20 protein-coding genes and 1 riboswitch are annotated in these 18,442 nt (G+C 52.0%); all 20 genes read left to right on the top strand.

Annotated features, from left to right (window positions below; translation table 11 throughout):
- The first annotated feature begins 130 nt into the window (after positions 1–130).
- The 20 genes from AC3WT9_RS27170 (at position 131) to spoIID (ending at position 18,388) form a co-directional block, all read left to right on the top strand.
- Positions 131–1,414 (top strand): L-threonylcarbamoyladenylate synthase, encoded by a 1,284-nt coding sequence (locus AC3WT9_RS27170; protein ID WP_342480754.1) that lies wholly within the window; start codon positions 131–133, stop codon positions 1,412–1,414.
- A 220-nt stretch (positions 1,415–1,634) separates the two neighbouring features.
- Positions 1,635–2,207: a manganese efflux pump MntP gene (locus AC3WT9_RS27175; RefSeq protein WP_341097805.1), complete on the top strand. Its 573-nt coding sequence runs from the start codon at positions 1,635–1,637 to the stop codon at positions 2,205–2,207.
- 48 nt (positions 2,208–2,255) lie between these two features.
- The gene (locus AC3WT9_RS27180) at positions 2,256–2,843 is read left to right on the top strand and encodes a low molecular weight protein arginine phosphatase (protein ID WP_341096830.1); all 588 of its coding nucleotides are present in this window, start codon (positions 2,256–2,258) and stop codon (positions 2,841–2,843) included.
- A gap of 50 nt (positions 2,844–2,893) precedes the next feature.
- A riboswitch (ZMP/ZTP riboswitch) is annotated at positions 2,894–2,976 on the top strand.
- A 171-nt stretch (positions 2,977–3,147) separates the two neighbouring features.
- Positions 3,148–3,801, top strand: coding sequence for a TIGR01440 family protein (locus tag AC3WT9_RS27185; protein ID WP_341096827.1), 654 nt, complete (start codon positions 3,148–3,150; stop codon positions 3,799–3,801).
- A gap of 86 nt (positions 3,802–3,887) precedes the next feature.
- Complete coding sequence (gene glyA, locus AC3WT9_RS27190) at positions 3,888–5,138, top strand: serine hydroxymethyltransferase (RefSeq protein ID WP_038597437.1); 1,251 nt, start codon at positions 3,888–3,890, stop codon at positions 5,136–5,138.
- Positions 5,139–5,595: 457 nt separating this feature from the next.
- Entirely contained in the window at positions 5,596–6,225 is a 630-nt protein-coding gene (gene upp / locus AC3WT9_RS27195) for a uracil phosphoribosyltransferase (RefSeq protein WP_341096825.1), read from the top strand.
- Positions 6,226–6,291: 66 nt separating this feature from the next.
- On the top strand, positions 6,292–7,452 hold the full coding sequence (gene wecB / locus AC3WT9_RS27200; RefSeq protein ID WP_341096822.1) for a non-hydrolyzing UDP-N-acetylglucosamine 2-epimerase: 1,161 nt from the start codon (positions 6,292–6,294) through the stop codon (positions 7,450–7,452).
- Between the two features lie 179 nt (positions 7,453–7,631).
- Positions 7,632–7,865 carry an AtpZ/AtpI family protein gene (locus tag AC3WT9_RS27205; protein WP_052092354.1) on the top strand — a complete coding sequence of 78 codons (234 nt, stop codon included), beginning with the start codon at positions 7,632–7,634 and terminating at the stop codon, positions 7,863–7,865.
- On the top strand, positions 7,858–8,235 hold the full coding sequence (locus AC3WT9_RS27210; RefSeq protein ID WP_038597428.1) for an ATP synthase subunit I: 378 nt from the start codon (positions 7,858–7,860) through the stop codon (positions 8,233–8,235). Before AC3WT9_RS27205 ends, AC3WT9_RS27210 begins: the two co-directional genes overlap by 8 nt.
- 29 nt (positions 8,236–8,264) lie before the next feature.
- Positions 8,265–9,032, top strand: coding sequence for a F0F1 ATP synthase subunit A (gene atpB, locus AC3WT9_RS27215; RefSeq protein ID WP_341096819.1), 768 nt, complete (start codon positions 8,265–8,267; stop codon positions 9,030–9,032).
- Between the two features lie 107 nt (positions 9,033–9,139).
- Positions 9,140–9,352: a F0F1 ATP synthase subunit C gene (gene atpE / locus AC3WT9_RS27220; RefSeq protein ID WP_036699216.1), complete on the top strand. Its 213-nt coding sequence runs from the start codon at positions 9,140–9,142 to the stop codon at positions 9,350–9,352.
- Positions 9,353–9,449: 97 nt separating this feature from the next.
- The gene (gene atpF, locus AC3WT9_RS27225; RefSeq protein WP_038597421.1) at positions 9,450–9,938 is read left to right on the top strand and encodes a F0F1 ATP synthase subunit B; all 489 of its coding nucleotides are present in this window, start codon (positions 9,450–9,452) and stop codon (positions 9,936–9,938) included.
- Positions 9,935–10,486, top strand: coding sequence for a F0F1 ATP synthase subunit delta (locus AC3WT9_RS27230; RefSeq protein WP_341380016.1), 552 nt, complete (start codon positions 9,935–9,937; stop codon positions 10,484–10,486). Before atpF ends, AC3WT9_RS27230 begins: the two co-directional genes overlap by 4 nt.
- Positions 10,487–10,497: 11 nt before the next feature.
- Positions 10,498–12,009 carry a F0F1 ATP synthase subunit alpha gene (gene atpA, locus AC3WT9_RS27235; protein ID WP_341096814.1) on the top strand — a complete coding sequence of 504 codons (1,512 nt, stop codon included), beginning with the start codon at positions 10,498–10,500 and terminating at the stop codon, positions 12,007–12,009.
- A gap of 152 nt (positions 12,010–12,161) precedes the next feature.
- Positions 12,162–13,028, top strand: a complete 867-nt coding sequence (gene atpG, locus AC3WT9_RS27240; protein WP_038597413.1) for an ATP synthase F1 subunit gamma — start codon at positions 12,162–12,164, stop codon at positions 13,026–13,028.
- A gap of 119 nt (positions 13,029–13,147) precedes the next feature.
- Entirely contained in the window at positions 13,148–14,545 is a 1,398-nt protein-coding gene (gene atpD / locus AC3WT9_RS27245; RefSeq protein ID WP_341096812.1) for a F0F1 ATP synthase subunit beta, read from the top strand.
- Positions 14,546–14,610: 65 nt separating this feature from the next.
- Entirely contained in the window at positions 14,611–15,027 is a 417-nt protein-coding gene (locus tag AC3WT9_RS27250; RefSeq protein WP_038597409.1) for a F0F1 ATP synthase subunit epsilon, read from the top strand.
- Positions 15,028–15,223: 196 nt separating this feature from the next.
- Positions 15,224–15,481 carry a DUF1146 family protein gene (locus AC3WT9_RS27255; RefSeq protein WP_038597407.1) on the top strand — a complete coding sequence of 86 codons (258 nt, stop codon included), beginning with the start codon at positions 15,224–15,226 and terminating at the stop codon, positions 15,479–15,481.
- A gap of 196 nt (positions 15,482–15,677) precedes the next feature.
- The gene (murA, locus tag AC3WT9_RS27260) at positions 15,678–17,054 is read left to right on the top strand and encodes a UDP-N-acetylglucosamine 1-carboxyvinyltransferase (RefSeq protein WP_341096809.1); all 1,377 of its coding nucleotides are present in this window, start codon (positions 15,678–15,680) and stop codon (positions 17,052–17,054) included.
- Positions 17,055–17,236: 182 nt separating this feature from the next.
- Positions 17,237–18,388, top strand: a complete 1,152-nt coding sequence (gene spoIID, locus AC3WT9_RS27265; protein WP_341096807.1) for a stage II sporulation protein D — start codon at positions 17,237–17,239, stop codon at positions 18,386–18,388.
- Positions 18,389–18,442 lie beyond the last annotated feature (54 nt).

Genomic DNA, 18,442 nt, shown 5'->3' on the forward strand with positions numbered 1-18,442 from the left:
GCAGATATTAGTCTTTCTGGCTCGCGGTTGCGAGATATGTTACGATATAGGATGAACTTGAGCGGATTTGCTGCGGCCCCACCTGGTGGGGCCGTTTTTGAGATTTAAAGAGATGATAAGGTGATGAGAAATGACAGAGCAGAAAGTTTACCCGTTCGCGGCCCAGCGCCGGAGCGGAAACATAAAGAATACGGTTTACTGGGAACTGGATTCCGTAAAGGAAACTGGGGATCACCCGGCTGCGGCTCCGGTGCTGCGGAGTGAGGCGGATGAGCGGGCGATCACGGCGGCTGCAGACATGCTGCGCGAAGGCGGAACGGTCGCATTTCCGACTGAGACGGTGTACGGGCTTGGCGCGGATGCCCGGAATACCTCTGCAGTAGAGGCGGTTTTTGCGGCCAAGGGCCGCCCTTCCGACAATCCTCTAATCGTGCATATTGCGCAGCGGGCGGATCTGGATGACCTTGTGACGGAAGTGCATCCGGTGGGCGCGGCATTGATCGACGCATTTTGGCCCGGTCCGCTGACGCTCGTACTCCCGGTTCGGCCCGGCGTGTTGTCTCCGCTGGTGACGGCCGGGCTTGATACAGTCGGGGTGCGTATGCCAGACCACCCGCTTGCGCTCGCGCTGCTGAGCGCAGCCGGCTGCCCGGTTGCCGCGCCCAGCGCCAACCGTTCCGGGCGGCCAAGTCCGACACTGGCCGCCCATGTGATGGAAGACCTCGCCGGATACATCGGCGGGGTTCTGGACGGCGGCGCAGCCGGGGTCGGCCTGGAGTCGACCGTCGTGCAGGTGCAGCCGGACGGGACGGTCGCTGTGCTCCGTCCCGGCGGCATCACCGCCGAGCAGCTGGCGGCGGTTGCGGGTGCCGGGGCTGTGGACACCGCCCCGGCTGCTGCCGTGGACTTTGCCGGCGCTGCAGCCGGCCCGTCCGCGGCCCGGGCCGAAGCGGACGCCGGTACCGGCTCCGGCTCCGCCTTCGGCCAGCCTGCCGGCGCGGTGCAGGCCGCCGGTAACGGCAGCCCGGCGCCGCGCGCGCCGGGCATGAAGTACACGCACTACGCCCCGCACGGCTGGCTGGGCGTAGTGCGCGGCGTTTCCCCGCAGCGCGTGGCGGAAACCGCCGCAGATCTGCTGCAGGCGGCGCAGCGGAATGGCGAAGTGACGGGCCTGCTCCTCTTCGAGGAGCACCGGGCCCTGTATCCCGCCGTTCCGGCCGCCTGCGTCGTTTCCCTCGGCTCGCTGGACTCGCCGGAGGAAGGGGCGCGCTCCCTGTATGCCGCGTTGCGGCGCTTCGATGAAGCGGGAGCGACCTACATCCTGGCCGAGGCTTGCCCGGAGGCCGGTCTCGGCGCAGCCATCATGAACCGGCTGATGAAAGCAGCCGGTGGATCCGTGATCGACGCCGGATAAATTCCGGCTCCGCTCACACAGTGCCCTGCGTTGAAGTCCCGCATGGGCACCCCGGCCAGGGCAATGCCGGTCGAGTCCCTCCCGGCCGCCTATTTTTAACCAAAATCCTTTCACCCAGCGGTTTCCCGCCTCCAACCTCTCCTGCTCAGTCATGATTGCCGTCTTGTCCGCATATCGTTGTTGTACAAGACTATCGGACTTTGGGGGTATGGGCATGAGCATGGGCATAGCAGGGGAATATGCTGGCTGGGGCCAGCTTGTAACGATTGCCATAATGGCAATCGCACTCGGGATGGACGCATTTTCGCTCGGTGTAGGTATCGGGATGAAGGGCATCCGTCTTTTGCATGTGCTGCAGCTCAGCCTGCTTATTGCTTTTTTTCATGTGCTGATGCCGCTGCTTGGCTTGTTTACCGGCAGCTATGTGGGACATCTGCTTGGCCAGGTAACCACTTTTGCAGCCGGGGGGCTGTTAATTCTGCTCGGTGGACATATGGTGTTCAACTCTTTCCGGGCCGGTCATGCTGGAACGCGGTCTATGGATCACCAGACCTTCTGGGGCATGCTGCTTATTTCACTGAGTGTAAGCGTTGACTCCTTTTCTGTTGGGGTATCGCTTGGCATGTTTGTGAATAGCATAGTTTTAACTGTTCTTGCTTTTGGCGCCTGCGGGGGGTTCATGGCGATTACCGGTCTGCTGCTGGGCAGGCGGGTCAGCCGTGGACTGGGCGATTACGGGGAGGCGCTGGGAGGAGCGATCCTGCTGGCGTTTGGATTGCTGTTCATCTTCTGATACAATAACGGTAAAAATTAATTTATATTATATTTGGAGGTGGAAAGCATGCTGCATATTTTATTCGTCTGCACCGGGAATACATGCCGCAGTCCTATGGCTGAAGGGCTTCTGCGGAAACTTGCGAAGGAACGCGGAATCGAGCTGGAAGTGCGGTCTGCAGGCGTATCCGCCATTTCCGGCACTTCCATATCCAGGCACGCTGGAGCAATCTTGCGGGAAGAGGGTATTAATGATCAGATGATCTCCTCACAGCTGAACGCAGAGATGGTGTCCTGGGCGGATCTGGTACTGACCCTGACGGGCGGGCATAAACGGCATTTGCTGCAATATTTTCCTAATGCGGTTACGAAGACGTATACCTTGAAAGAATATGTCCATGATGAAGAGGCGGTTAATAGCGATATTCAGGAGCTGGACAGCTTGTATGCAGATGCGGAACTAAGCAAAGCATTGGGCGGAGAGCCGAAGGCGACCGATTTGCAGCGGATAATCGAGATCCGCCAGCGCATTCCAAGCTTTGATATTACCGACCCCTATGGCGGTTCCCGTGAGGATTATGAGCTGGCAGCGGCGGAAATCCGTACCGCTCTTTACAATCTGCTCGATAAATTGGAATCCTTACGCCGTTTGTAAAGAAGGTTGATTTTTCGCAGCCTTTCCTTTAAGATGAAATAAATATTATCCGGTTCCGGTGTAACTGGCGACAAATGTGGATCAAACCACGATGGAGCACTGGAATAAACGGCCGGTCGCCTGGGCAAAAGAGCACATCCGCAGCTTCCTGCGGACTGCTCTTTTTTGTTTAAAATATATGTAAGCTTAAGCTGCGTACTATCCTTCAGCATTCATTCCCTGCTGTGGCGCAGCAGTACCTCTGCAGTAAAAAAACGGTTTTGGCCTGAAATGAGTTGCAGTCAACGTTGAGGAGGCAGAAGTGATGGATGAAGTCATGAAGCAGGACTCTTGGGAAGAACGCGCTCCCGGCAGTCCGGCCGTGGAAGGGGTGGAACCGGCGGGGACTGGGCTTTCCTTGGCTGCTGCCACCGCAGTAGTCGTAGGCGAACTGGCGGAAGCCGGCAAGCTGGGGCCGGGAAAAATCCTGGTCGTCGGAGTCAGTACAAGCGAAGTAGCCGGCGTCCGGATTGGAACCGGCGGGGCGCTTGAAGTGGCAGAGCAACTGCTGCAGGGTGTTCGCCAGGTTGCTGATAAATGGGGGTTTCATCCCGTATACCAATGCTGTGAGCATTTGAACCGTTCGCTTGTCATGGAGCGTTCTTTGCTGGAGTCGCTCGGACTGAGGGAGGTTTCGGCGGTGCCGATACCGGGAGCCGGCGGTTCAATGGCTGCTGCAGCGTACCGCTCGATGTCGGACCCTGTTTTGGCTGAAACGGTGGAAGCCCATGCCGGGATTGACATCGGTGAGACGCTGATCGGCATGCATCTGCGCCGGGTAGCGGTTCCGTTTCGCCCGAGTTTGCGCTATATCGGTTCGGCCAGAGTCAATGCGGCCTGGAGCAGACCGCCTCTTATCGGCGGCGAACGTGCGGTATACCGTACACCGGAAACCAGTGGTGCACAGCTCTGCGATTAAGCAGGGCAGCAGCTTGTAGCAATACATTAACAATCAGGGATTAAATAAGTACAACATAAACTAATGCACTAGGGAGGAAATCAAAAATTATGGAACAATTGCGTAAGAGTGACCCTGCAGTACTGGAAGCCATGGGACTGGAACTAAGCCGTCAGCGTGCCAACATCGAGCTTATCGCTTCGGAAAATATCGTCAGTGAAGCAGTAATGGAAGCCATGGGCTCCGTACTCACGAATAAATACGCCGAAGGTTATCCTGGCAAACGTTACTATGGCGGTTGTGAAGATGTAGATATCGTGGAGAATCTGGCCCGCGACCGTGCCAAACAGCTGTTTGGCGCCGAACATGTCAATGTGCAGCCGCATTCCGGCGCTCAGGCCAATATGGCAGTTTATCTTGCCGCGCTGAATCCTGGCGATACTGTACTGGGGATGAACCTGGCGCATGGCGGCCATTTGACACACGGCAGTCCTGTGAATGCCTCCGGCTTGCTTTATAACTTTGTTGCTTATGGCGTGCAGGAAGACACATTCCTGATCGATTACGATGAAGTGCGCAAAGCCGCCTTCAAACACCGTCCTAAATTGATTGTAGCCGGTGCAAGTGCGTATCCGCGGACGATTGATTTTGCAGCACTCGGTTCCATTGCGAATGACGTAGGTGCATTGTTCATGGTCGATATGGCTCATATCGCCGGGCTGGTTGCTGCGGGTGTTCATCCGAGTCCTGTTCCGCATGCCCACTTCGTCACTACAACAACGCACAAAACCTTGCGTGGTCCGCGCGGAGGCATGATTCTCTGCAGACAGCCATGGGCCGCGGCCATTGATAAAGCTGTATTCCCTGGTTCCCAAGGCGGACCGCTGATGCATGTGATTGCCTCCAAAGCAGTTTCCTTCGGCGAAGCACTGCAGCCATCCTTCAAGACCTATGCCGAGAATGTGGTGAAGAACGCTAAAGTACTTGCGGAGACGCTGATCGGAGAAGGAGTGAACATCGTCTCCGGCGGTACGGACAACCATCTAATGCTGCTGGATACCCGCAATCTGAGCATTACCGGAAAAGATGCGGAGAAAGTACTGGATTCCATCGGTATTACCGTGAACAAAAATGCAATCCCGTTTGATCCTACCAGCCCATTTGTAACCAGCGGCATCCGGATCGGAACACCTGCGGTTACTTCGCGCGGTATGGACGAGCAGGCTATGGTAACAATCGGCCGCATTATCGCAAACGTGCTGAAGAATCCGAAGGATGAAGCTAAATTGACTGAAGCGGCCCGTGAGGTCGCCCAGCTTACAGATCAATACCCGATTTATCCGGGTCTCCAGTACTAAATATCCACTTTGCTATCAGACTAATCTGAGCATAAAGCTTTCGCCTCCGTTGCGCTGGTATCCCGGCTGCTTCGGAGGTTTTTTTGAAAGTTAATAAACAAGCAAAATCCTCATGTGACATAATGTTCACATCTTAGAATTGAAAACAGTCTGATGTTGTCATGAAATATTCATGAAAGTTCATGGAGTTTTCAACAAAATAAGTGAAAAAAATGTGAATAGTATTAAATGCAGCAAATAGAACAAACTAAAGCGCACTCTATTTCCAAAGCACCCCGTATTTTCCTGACTGTACTGGAAAGAATAGCTCGCCTTTGTTTATGCTTCCATGAAAAGGACTCAGTCATCGTAGGTGAAAAGAGCCTCCGGTGATGATATAATAGACAGGATTTAGCCACGGAAGAAGCAAAAGCGCTTTCTATGGCGAACAAGACTCACAATTACCGGAGGGACAGAAATGGGAAAATTGGTGATTTGCGATCATCCTTTGATTCAGCACAAACTAACATTTATTCGCGATGTGCGGACCAACACGAAAGAATTCAGAGAGCATGTCGATGAAGTTGCTACACTGATGGCTTACGAAATCACGCGGGATATTCCGCTGGAGACAATTACTGTGCAGACGCCGGTGGCCGAAACACAGGGCAAGGTTATCTCAGGAAGAATGCTGGGCTTGATACCGATTCTGCGGGCCGGCCTGGGAATGCTTGAGGGCGTTCTGAAGCTGCTTCCGGCAGCTAAAGTAGGACATGTCGGCTTGTTCCGTGATCCGGAAACCCTTCAGCCTGTCGAATATTACATTAAGCTTCCTACGGATGTTCAGGAACGGGAATTAATTGTTATCGACCCGATGCTGGCAACAGGCGGCTCTGCAATTGCAGCAATCACTTCTTTGAAGAACCGCGGCTGTACCCAAATTAAGATGATGAATCTGATTGCCGCCCCTGAAGGTGTCGCCGCTGTACAAGCAGCCCATCCTGATGTGGATATCTATGTGGCAGCACTGGATGACCATCTGAATGAACACGGATATATCATTCCGGGGCTTGGCGATGCCGGAGACCGGTTATATGGAACCAAATAATCTCTAGAGAAGTAATATAGAATAAATGTAAAACAAGCATCTATTTTAGAAGAGAGGGTGGGGGTTATGTCCAAAATTAAAGTAATGACGATTTTCGGAGTGCGCCCCGAGGCGATTAAGATGGCGCCTCTGGTCCTGGAACTGAACAGGCATCCCGAGCACATCGAGTCTGTTGTATGTGTGACCGCGCAGCACCGTGAGCTGCTGGATCAGGTGCTGGAGGTCTTTAAAATCACTCCTGACTACGATCTGGATGTGATGAAGGACCGCCAGACGTTGAATGAAATCACCATTCGGGTGCTGGAAGGGCTTGAACCTGTACTGCGTGAGGCCAAACCTGATCTCGTGCTGGTGCATGGAGATACATTGACGACTTTCCTGGCCAGTTATGCCTCTTTCCTGCAGCAGATTCAAGTAGGACATGTTGAGGCGGGACTTCGGACCTGGAATAAATTGTCCCCGTATCCTGAGGAAATGAACCGCCAGCTCACGGGAGTCCTCGCAGATCTGCACTTTGCTCCGACAGATTTGTCGGCAGGCAATTTGAGACACGAGAACAAAAAAGAGTCAAGCATTTATATCACAGGCAATACAGTAACCGATGTGTTTCAATATACCGTACAGCCGGACTACCGGCATCCTGTACTGGATTTTGCTTCAGGAAAAAGACTAATTTTAATGACGGCGCACCGCAGAGAATCTCAAGGCGAACCGCACCGTCATATTTTCCGTGCTGTCAAAAGAATCGCTGATGAATTTGAAGATGTAGCCATTGTTTATCCCGTGCATCCGAGTCCGGCAGTCAAGGAACCAGCGCATGAGATACTGGGCGGACACCCGAGAATTAAGCTGATTGATCCGCTGGATGTCGTTGATCTGCATAATTTTTATCCGCATACCCACCTGATTTTGACCGACTCCGGCGGCCTGCAGGAGGAAGCTCCCTCCTTTGGAGTTCCTGTGCTTGTGCTGCGTGATACAACCGAGCGCCCGGAAGGGATCGAAGCCGGAACATTGGAGCTTGTGGGAACGGACGAGGAGAAGGTGTATCAACGGACACATGCTCTTTTGACCGATCAGAATCTGTATCAGTCGATGAGCCGGGCCGCCAACCCGTATGGAGACGGCAAAGCCTCCGAGAGAATTGTCAATGCGATTTTGCACCATTTTGGAGCCGTTGAAGAGCGTCCTGAGGAATTTCACAGAATGTTCACAACTAAAAATTAAAGGCACAACGACTAATATACTAAAGTGAATAAAAACAGCATACAGTGAAACTGTACGGTTTATATGGTTTTGGTAGGCTTTGCTGTGATTATTTTCATGTTTTCAAGCACTTTTGAGCAATTTTCAATGAATTGACAAAGAGTCTGGATATTCAGTAAAATTAGTTGGGATTGTAGCCTATGAAGGAACAAAAGGACGAAGCCGGACTGGGACGGACCGCTTTAGTCATCGGAAGTGCAGGCACTTTGCTTGCCGCTTACATTATTATAGGTTTTTTTGCGGCAAGATGGCTGCAGAACCAGATGGACGGCCCCAAATCCTGGCTGGCCATCGGTACAATCACCGGGATGCTTCTCGGGATCGTTAACGTCGTCCTGCTAATCAAAAAATTTCTGGGGGAGCAAAATGGATAATATGACTCCCATGATCAATTCCGTTACCAGGATTACTCTCGTTGTGATGTCCGGATTGTTAATGGGATGGGCACTGCATCATGAGACCCGTACCGTGACACTGGGAATGGCGCTTGGTTTGTTAGCGGGATTGGTCAACTTTCGTTATCTTGCCGCCAAAGTAAGGCGGGTAACAAAGTCGGCTGCAAACCACGAGGGGAAGGCATTCAGCCTTGGTTTTCTTACACGGATCTGTTTTGCGATTCTGGTCACCATGTTCTCGGTCAAGATCGAGCATTTCTCGCTGGAGGCAACCATTGCCGGCCTGTTCATTCCCCAGCTTCTCTCTATTCCTGTGGGGATATATTTAGGTATTAGGAATAAGCTGTAGCCAGATTAAAGAGAAAGGGGGATGATACTATGCATGAAATGCCATTAATCTATTTCGGCGGAATACCGATTGATTTATCCGCTGTTCTGATGCTTTTAATCAGTTCGCTGGTAGTGTTCATATTGGTAATGATGTCTGTCCGCAACCTGTCCGTTGAGAATCCGTCCAAACTTCAGAACTTTATGGAGTGGGTGGTGGAATTTGTACAGGGAGTCATCAGCAGTGCCATGGACCTGAAGAAAGGTAAACCTTACATTTCACTGGGATTGACGCTGATATTGTTTATCTTTGTCTCCAATCTCCTGGGTCTGCCGTTTTCCTTCATCACTGAAGCCCATGAGCCGGTTAAGATTTTCGGACATGTTATCGAAGCGACCAAAAACTTGGCGCATGGCGAGCATGTGGAGATCTTGTGGTATAAATCGCCGACTGCCGATATCAATGTTACCGCAGGGCTGGCGATCATCGTGTTTGTATTGATGAACTACCTGGGCGTTAAGCTGAATGGTAAACATTATTTCAAACACTACATTGAGCCGTTTCCAATTTTCTTGCCGCTGAACATTATTGAGAACCTGGCGAAGCCGGTGGCGCTTGCCATCCGTCTATTTGCCAACATTTTTGCCGGTGAGGTTTTGATTACGGTTATTCTGAAGCTGGGATTCCTCAGTATTCCATTCTTGGCAATCTGGCAAGGCTTCAGTATCTTTGTAGGAGCGCTTCAGGCGTTTATCTTTACGATTCTGACGATGGTGTACATCGCGCAGATGACGATCCACGAGGAAGAAGCACATTAATGAACTGCCGTGAGGAAAGCGGCAGACGCCGGAGTACTCTTCGCGGGAGATTTTTATATCATTAAACAAATACTAAATGATTCAAAATTAAAGGAGGATATTTACAAATGGAATTTTTGGCAGCAGCAATCGCGGTTGGTTTGGGCGCACTCGGTGCAGGTCTTGGTAACGGTATGATCGTCAGCAAAACGGTAGAATCCATCGCTCGTCAACCGGAAGCACGTAACGCACTGCAGACAACAATGTTTATCGGTGTAGGTATCGTCGAAGTAATTCCGCTCGCCGCAACAGTTATTGCATTCCTGATCATGTTTACTTAATAAACCGTTCTTACGGTTTGGCGGGGAGGGCAAGTGCCATCCGCGCCTTACTTTTGTATATGTCCGCACACCGCGGTAACGGAAAGGAGTGACCACAGTGACTATAGTTTGGACGAATATAGTTTTTTCAATTGCCGCATTTGTAATTCTCTACTTCCTGCTCAGTAAATTTGCATTCAGCAAATTATTCGCAGTTATGGAGAAACGCCGTGAACTGGTGATGCAGCAGATGGATGAAGCAGCTAAGACCAGAGAGCAGGCGGTCGCTTATGTAGAAGAACAGAAGCAGGCTCTGCAGCAGGCACGTCAAGAGGCACAACAGATCATTCAACAATCCCAGGCCACAAGCAGCAATCAGGCAGACCGGCTTATGGATCAAGCTAAAGCTGAGGCTGCACGTCTTAAGGACGAGGCTGTCCGCGATATTTCCAACGAAAAGAACAAGGCTGTGGAAGCCCTGCGCAGCGAGCTTGGAACGGCTTCGGTCCGCATTGCTTCCAAGCTGCTTGAAAAAGAAGTCAAGGCTGACGGCGAGCAGGAACAGCTTGTCGATCAATACCTCAAAGAGGTAGGAGGCCGCTCATGAGCCGCGATACGGTAGTTGCTGGGCGCTACGCCAGAGCATTGTACGGTGCAGCGGTGGAGAAAGGCATTACGCTTGAAGTGGAAGAACAGCTGAAGACAGTAGTCGAGGTACTGCATCTCGATCAAGAGGTGAAACGGTTCATTCATGCACCGCGCATCTCAAAGTCCGACAAGCTGAAGGTGCTTCGCACAGCATTTCAGGATAAGCTCTCTCCAACGGTGATGAACATGGTGGAATTGCTGGTTGAGCGGGGCAGAACCGATATTTTTGCTGAGCTGCTGGAAACATACATCAAAATTGAAGGAGACGCCCTCGGTATCGGCGATGCTACTGTGTACTCTGCTTATGCGCTTAATCAAGATGAGCAGGATACTGTGGCCGCAGAATTCAGCGAGCTTACTAAACGCAAGATTCGTGTTACGAATCTCGTGGACAAGAGCCTGCTGGGCGGACTTAAGGTCGTAATCGGCGATACGCTGTATGACGGCAGCTTGTCCGGCAAACTGGAGCGTCTCGAGAAATCTTTTAACGATAAGCATAGAAGATAGGGGTGAGGATATTGGGCATCAGACCTGAAGAGATCAGCACTTTGATCAAAAGTCAAATTGAGCAATATAAAGCCGATATCGAAGTGGCCGAAATTGGCACCGTCATTCAAGTCGGAGACGGTATCGCCCGTGTCTACGGTCTGGAAAACGCAATGGCAGGCGAGTTGCTGGAGTTCTCCAACGGAGTAGTGGGCATGGCGCTCAATCTGGAAGAAAGCAACGTCGGTGTTGTTATTCTGGGTGAGTATACGGAGATTCGTGAAGGCGATCAAGTTAAACGTACGGGACAAATTATGCAGGTACCGGTGGGCGAAGCCCTTCTGGGACGTGTAGTGAATGCCCTCGGCCAGCCGCTGGACGGCAAAGGTCCGATTGATACGACAGAATTCCGTCCGGTAGAGAACAATGCGCCGGGTGTTATCGACCGTAAATCTGTTCATGAACCGATGCAGACCGGTCTTAAAGCGATTGACGCGATGGTGCCGATTGGCCGCGGACAACGCGAGCTCATCATTGGTGACCGTCAAACCGGTAAAACAGCTATCGCAATTGATGCAATCATCAACCAAAAGGGCAACGGTATGAAATGTATCTATGTTGCCATTGGTCAAAAACAATCCACAGTGGCGCAGGTTGTAGAAACACTCCGCCGCCATGGTGCTTTGGAGTATACAATTATTGTAACTGCGTCGGCCTCCGAGCCGTCCCCACTGCTGTATATCGCTCCATACTCAGGTTGTGCAATGGGCGAGTACTTCATGTACAAAGGTGAGCATGTCCTTGTCATTTATGATGACCTTTCGAAGCAAGCCTCCGCTTACCGCGAATTGTCCCTGCTGCTCCGTCGTCCACCAGGCCGCGAAGCATTCCCAGGTGACGTTTTCTATCTGCACTCCCGTCTTTTGGAACGTGCGGCTAAGCTCAGCGATGAGCTGGGTGGTGGTTCATTAACCGCACTGCCTTTCATTGAAACTCAAGCCTCTGACGTTTCGGCCTACATTCCTACGAATGTAATTTCGATTACAGACGGCCAAATCTTCCTTGAATCTGACCTGTTCAACTCCGGTCAGCGTCCGGCGATCAACGTCGGTATCTCTGTATCCCGTGTAGGGGGATCAGCGCAGATCAAAGCTATGAAGAAGGTTGCCGGCTCACTCCGTCTGGATCTGGCCCAATACCGCGAACTTCAGGCATTCTCCCAGTTTGGTTCCGATCTCGATAAGTCTACGCAAGCCCGTCTGAACCGTGGTGCCCGTATGATGGAGATTCTGAAACAGGGCGTAAACCAGCCGTTGTCTGTTGAGCATCAGGTGCTCAGCTTGTATACCGCTGTTAAAGGCCACCTGGATGATATTCCTGTTAAAGACGTAAAACGCTTCGAGAAGGAATTCCTGGCGTTCGTCGAGAGCAGCGCTGCCGGCATTATCAAATCCATCACTGATACGAAGGATTTGACGGCAGACAACGAGACAGCACTGAAAGAAGCGATCGAGAAGTTCAAAAGAGGCTTCGCGACCAGCTAATCGCAAATAACTGTCTACCCATGCTTTGAAACGGGCTTTGGCTCTGCCGAAGCTCTGATATATGCTTACGAAGTTAGCTTTGACTTCTTCAAAGCTCAGTTATGCTTACGAGGTCAGCTTTGACTTCGTCAAAGCTTTAAGGTGGTGAAATCATGGCAAGAAGTATGCGTGATATTAAACGTCAAATCAAGAGCGTTCAAAACACCAGACAGATCACTAAAGCAATGGAGATGGTAGCCGCCTCCAAGCTGCGCAAAGCGCAGGAGAAAGCGGAAGCTGCCCGTCCGTACTCACAGAAGCTGAAAGAGGTCGTATCGAGTATTGCTGCCGGTACACAGGACTTGCAGCATCCGATGCTGGTCAGCCGTCCCGTGAAGAAGACCGCCTATATTATTGTTACTTCCGATAGAGGTCTCGCGGGTGGATACAATGCCAATATCCTGCGTAAAGTGACGATGCTTCTGGCAGAGCGGCATAGTTCCAAGGACGAATATGCGCTTTTCGTCATCGGCCGTAAGGGCCGTGATTTCTTGCGGCGCCGTGAATACCCGATTGTAGAGGAAGTTACCGAGCTGTCCGATACACCGAAATTCTCTGATATTAAGTCGATCGCCTACTCGGCGGTTCAGCAGTTTGAGACAGGTGTATATGATGAGCTTTATATCTGCTATAACCGGTTTGTGAATGCCATCAGCCAAGTGCCAACCGTTGACCGTCTGCTCCCAATGGATGCAGTGGGTGAGGAGCACACAGGCGCAAGTGCAGCCTATGAATACGAACCATCCCCGGAAGGCGTACTGCAAGTGCTGCTTCCGAAATATGCCGAAACTTTGATTTATAGCGCAATTCTGGACGGTAAAGCCAGTGAGCTGGGTGCGAAGATGACAGCGATGGGCAGTGCCACTAAGAACGCGTCGAAAATGATCGGAGACCTTAGACTTACGTACAACCGTGCCCGTCAGGCCGCGATTACGCAGGAAATTACTGAGATCGTTGCCGGAGCAAATGCGCAGTCTTGATCTATAAGAAACGGGTGCCGTAGAGCGATACAACGTACCGCTCGCTTCAGGGGCATAGTCTCCTGAAAACAGCACGCCGTTTCTTCTCAATGTAACAGCTTTCGAGGAGGGAAATGAAGATGAACAAAGGACGCGTTGTAAGCATTATGGGTCCGGTTGTTGATATTGAATTCGAACGCGGCCAGTTGCCCAAGATTTTCAACGCTATCAAGATTGAAACCAGCTTGGAGAACGGCCGCATTATTGATCTGACGCTTGAAGTTTCCAATCACCTGGGTGACAATCTGGTCCGTTGTATCGCCATGTCGTCCACGGACGGTCTGGTTCGCGGATTGGACGCGATTGACCAGGGTGAACCGATTTCGGTTCCCGTTGGCGCAGCTACACTCGGCCGGGTATTTAATGTACTTGGCAACCCTATTGATAACGGTGCTGAGGTTGTCGCAGAGAAGAATCCGATTCACCGTCTTGCCCCGACTTATGATGAACTGTCGACCCAAGCGGAAATTCTGGAAACCGGGATCAAGGTTATCGACCTGCTGGCCCCATACGCCAAAGGCGGTAAAATCGGCCTCTTCGGCGGTGCCGGTGTAGGTAAAACGGTAACTATCCAGGAACTGATCAACAACATCGCTCAAGAGCACGGCGGTATTTCTGTATTTGCCGGTGTTGGTGAACGGACCCGTGAAGGTAATGACCTTTATCATGAAATGACCGACTCTGGCGTTATCAAGAAGACGGCCATGGTGTTTGGACAAATGAATGAGCCGCCGGGCGCACGTCTTCGTGTAGCCTTGACCGGTCTGACCATGGCGGAGTATTTCCGTGATGTGGAAGGCCGCGATACGTTGCTCTTTATCGATAATATATTCCGCTTTACCCAAGCAGGTTCCGAAGTATCGGCACTGCTCGGCCGTATGCCTTCAGCGGTAGGTTACCAGCCAACGCTGGCAACAGAAATGGGCCAATTGCAGGAGCGCATCACTTCCACCAAAAAAGGCTCCGTTACCTCCATTCAAGCGATCTACGTACCGGCGGACGATTACACTGACCCGGCTCCGGCAACGGCATTTGCCCACTTGGATGCAACGACCAACCTGGAGCGTAAAATCTCCGAGAAGGGGATTTTCCCTGCGGTGGATCCACTGGCTTCCAGTTCGCGTATGCTGGCTCCCGAAATTGTCGGCGAAGAGCATTACAACGTCGCACAAGGCGTTAAGCAATTGCTGCAGCGCTACACCGAGCTTCAGGACATCATTGCCATCCTGGGGATGGATGAGCTGAGTGAGGAAGACAAGGTTATTGTAGCCCGTGCCCGTAAAGTTGAACGCTTCCTGTCCCAGCCTTTCCACGTGGCAGAGCAGTTTACCGGCTTTAAAGGCAAATATGTGCCAATCAAAGAAACTGTTCGCAGTTTCAAAGAGATTCTGGAAGGCAAGCACGATGATCTTCCGGAGGCAGCTTTCCTGTTTGTAGGTACGATTGAAGAAGCGGTCGAAAAAGCGAAATCCATGTAATTCTGAGCTTTAGATCATGCTTTCGATGCGAGCTTTACTGGGTAAAGCTTTGAGGAGGAATGGAAGTGAATACCTTTTTGTTGGAAATTGTCACGCCGGAGCGTCTTGTCTACTCCAAACAGGTTAACAGCCTGACAGTACGGGGAGTCAATGGCGAGCTGGGCATTTTGCCGGGACACATTCCGCTTGTGACTCCACTTCAGGTTGCTCCGCTCACTGTAAAATCGGACGGTGTTTCCGTCACTATCGCCGTTCATGGCGGGTTCGTAGAAGTGCATAAAGACAAGGTGACAGTTCTGGCTGAAAGTGCCGAGCTGCCTAAGGATATCGATGTTGAACGCGCCGAAGCGGCTAAAGAACGGGCCCAACGCCGTCTTCAGACCCGCAGCAAACAGGATGAGATTGATCACCGCCGTGCGGAGCTGGCGCTGCAACGCGCCGTTACACGGATTAAAGTGTCCACCGGAAAAGGACAACAGTAGCACCAAATGCAGTCAAGCCTATAGCTTGGCTGCATTTTTTTTGGAATAAAAAACCTGTAAGAAATGAACATATTGTCATGAACCTGGGGCTTAATGGGCGAAATGTTTAAAAATTCGTAAAAGTACTGGATTCTTTTCATCTGCGCAAGTATGATATAAGAGTCGATTTCCAAGTAACATTCACACGGGAGGTAACATGGAACAAATGATCTACGATGATTTATCCAGCGCGATCGGTACCAGCGGTTTGGTTTCAATGATCGTTTCTTTGCTCTGTGTCGTATTATCTTGGTGGGCACTTCAGAACCTTAAGCTCGATTTGGTCATAAGATATCCCAAGAGCCCTCAAGGAAGACTGCTCCATCTGTTGCTGGCTATCGTCCTCGGTCATTTCGTGGCTGGGTTTCTGCTGGATTACCTGGGCTGGAGCGGGCTGCTTCGCAATGTGTTTTAATGCAAGTGGGTTTGGTTATATCTGTATAGGTCTATGGATGCGAAAAAGGTGTCGAATAATAAGGTTTTATTATGTCAACACTGAAGTTTAAGGAACGTGCCCGCACATCGGGCGCACAGACGGAATATCCGGTATTTAACAAATGAATCTTAAATTCAAAATTATTTCAGAAATATGGACGCGGAGGGAAACCGAAATGAGCAAATTTATCGTCCGCGGTGGCAACAGATTGACCGGGAGCGTGAAAGTAAGCGGCGCAAAAAATTCCGTACTACCGATCATAGCCGCCTCTCTATTGGCAGAAGAAGGAGTTAGCGTCATTGTGGACGCACCTCCGCTAGACGATGTAATGACTATCAGCAAAGTGCTGGAATCTCTGGGTGCAGGTGTTACATACCAGAACGATATCATCGAGGTTGATGCTAGAAGCATCACTTCCTGTGAAGCGCCTTATGAATGGGTGCGGAAAATGCGGGCTTCTTTTTTGGTAATGGGCCCTTTATTGTCCCGTATGGGTCATACACGCATTTCTCTGCCCGGCGGCTGTGCCATCGGTACAAGGCCGATTGACCAGCATCTGAAGGGATTTGAAGCGCTTGGTGCCGAGATTAGCTTGGGCCAAGGCTACATTGAAGCGAAATCAAACGGTCGACTGCGTGGAGCCAAGGTGTATCTGGATGTGGCCAGCGTGGGTGCGACTGAAAATATAATGATGGCCGCAGCACTCGCCGAAGGCGTGACTGTGATTGAGAATGCCGCGAAAGAGCCGGAAATTGTTGATTTGGCCAACTACCTGAACGGAATGGGCGGCATTGTACGTGGAGCTGGGACCGGCGTCATTCGTATTGAGGGCGTAGAACGGCTTCACGGCGTAAAACATCATGTGATTCCTGACCGGATTGAAGCAGGTACCTACATGGCAGCTGCAGCGATCACGGGCGGGGATGTATACGTTGAAGGTGCGATTGCCGATCATCTCGGACCTGTTATTGCCAAGATGGAGGAAATGGGCGTTACGATCATTCCTGATGAGAATGGCGTGCGCGTCATCAGCGATAAACCACTGAAGGCTGTTGATCTGAAGACATTGCCGTATCCGGGTTTCCCTACCGATATGCAGTCGCAAATGATGGCGCTGCTGCTTCGCTCCGTAGGTACCAGTGTCGTAACAGAGACTGTTTTCGAGAACCGGTTTATGCATGTAGATGAATTCCACAACATGAACGCCGAGATCAAGATTGAGGGCCGTTCGGCGATTGTGACCGGCAACGCTCAGCTTGTCGGCGCTAAAGTGTGCGCTACGGACCTGCGTGCAGGCGCTGCGCTTATTTTGGCGGGACTTGTTGCCGAAGGGACTACGGAAGTGAGCGGTACGCATCACATTGACCGCGGGTATGTGAATCTGGCTGAGAAGCTGTCGGGACTTGGTGCAGACATTTGGCGGATTTCCATGGAAGAGCCGGCTGTAGCGGCATCCAAAGAAGAAATTGCCAAACCGGAAGCTGCCAAAAGCGAATCGTACAAAAGCGATGAACTGAAGCCGCGCTTTCAGATTCAGCCAACCTGGGTATAATCGTAAATAATATAAATGAAATAGGCTGCTCCGCATTTGCGGTGCGGTCTTTTTTTTGCCGATTGGGAATTTTGCTAACTTCACGGCAATTTGATTCTCTCACTCTCAGAATAGCGTTCTAGCAGTTGTGGAAAACTCATATCTATAAGAATCACCGGTGACTTACGGAAGGAGCCATAGAGATGAAAGATTTCCACTACCTGCGGCGCAAATTCAAACGCCGTTACGCACGCACCCGGCGCGGAGCGCCCCGTATCCGGCGGCTGGCCCCGGCCGCCTGGCTCGCAGCGCCGCTGCTGGCGGCGCTGCTGCTGCCGCTGGCGATTGTCCCGCTGCGCGGAGGCGGGCAGCCAGCGCCTAAGGCCGTGCCACAGGCCACGGAACGGCCTGTGCCGCCTGAGACGGCTGCTAGGGAGGCCCCGCAGCCGGAAGTGCATGTCTATTTGTCGCAGAGCGGACAAATAGAGACCCTGCCGCTGGAGGAGTACGTCAGCGGCGTGCTGGCGGCCGAGATGCCGGCGGACTTTGAGCTCGAAGCGCTCAAAGCACAGGCCGTGGCCGCCCGCACGTTCATTATGCGCCGCCTGGTGGCCGGCGACAGCAGTGGCGTGCCCGTTCCGGGCGCGGATGTGACCGATACAGTAAGCCATCAGGCTTACGTCTCGCAGGCGGCGCTGGAACGGGATTGGGTGCGCGGCGGCAAAAGCGCCGGGCTGGCCAAACTCCGTCGCGCGGTCCGCGAAACGCGCGGCGTCATTATGACCTATAAGGGGCAGCCGATCACCGCCTCCTTTTTCGCCTCCAGCGGAGGCTATACGGAAAATTCGGAAGACTACTGGAATGCCGCCGTGCCTTATTTGCGCAGTGTAGCCAGCCCCTGGGAGCAGGAGATTACACCGAATCTCGCGGTAACCTATACCTTTAGTATTTCAGAGCTGATAGGCAAGCTGGGGTTAAGCGCCAAGGTTTTACCTGCTTCCAAGGATCTTGCAGCTTTCGGAGGGGCGAAGCCGGTCTCCTCTTCCTCTGCACAGATGCCTGTGAAAGTACTGTCTCTGACTGCGGGACACCGGGTCAAGGAAATCTCGATTGGAGGAACCGTATTTACCGGACGGGAGGTGCGCGAGAAGCTGGGGCTGCGCTCCAGCCAGTTTACCTGGAAGCGAAAGGGCAGCGAGATTCTAATCACAACTTACGGGAATGGACACGGAGTCGGCATGAGCCAGTGGGGAGCTAACGGCATGGCCAAGGAAGGCAGCACAGCGACACAAATTCTCAAACACTATTACAGCGGTGTCTCTTTTGTTCAAGTCTCAACTCTTCTGAAAAAATAACTTGAAAGATACGTATAAAAGCGAAGCGCCCGGTAACACTGGTTACTGAGGTGA

Source organism: Paenibacillus sp. EB106-06-01-XG199, from assembly GCF_058791575.1.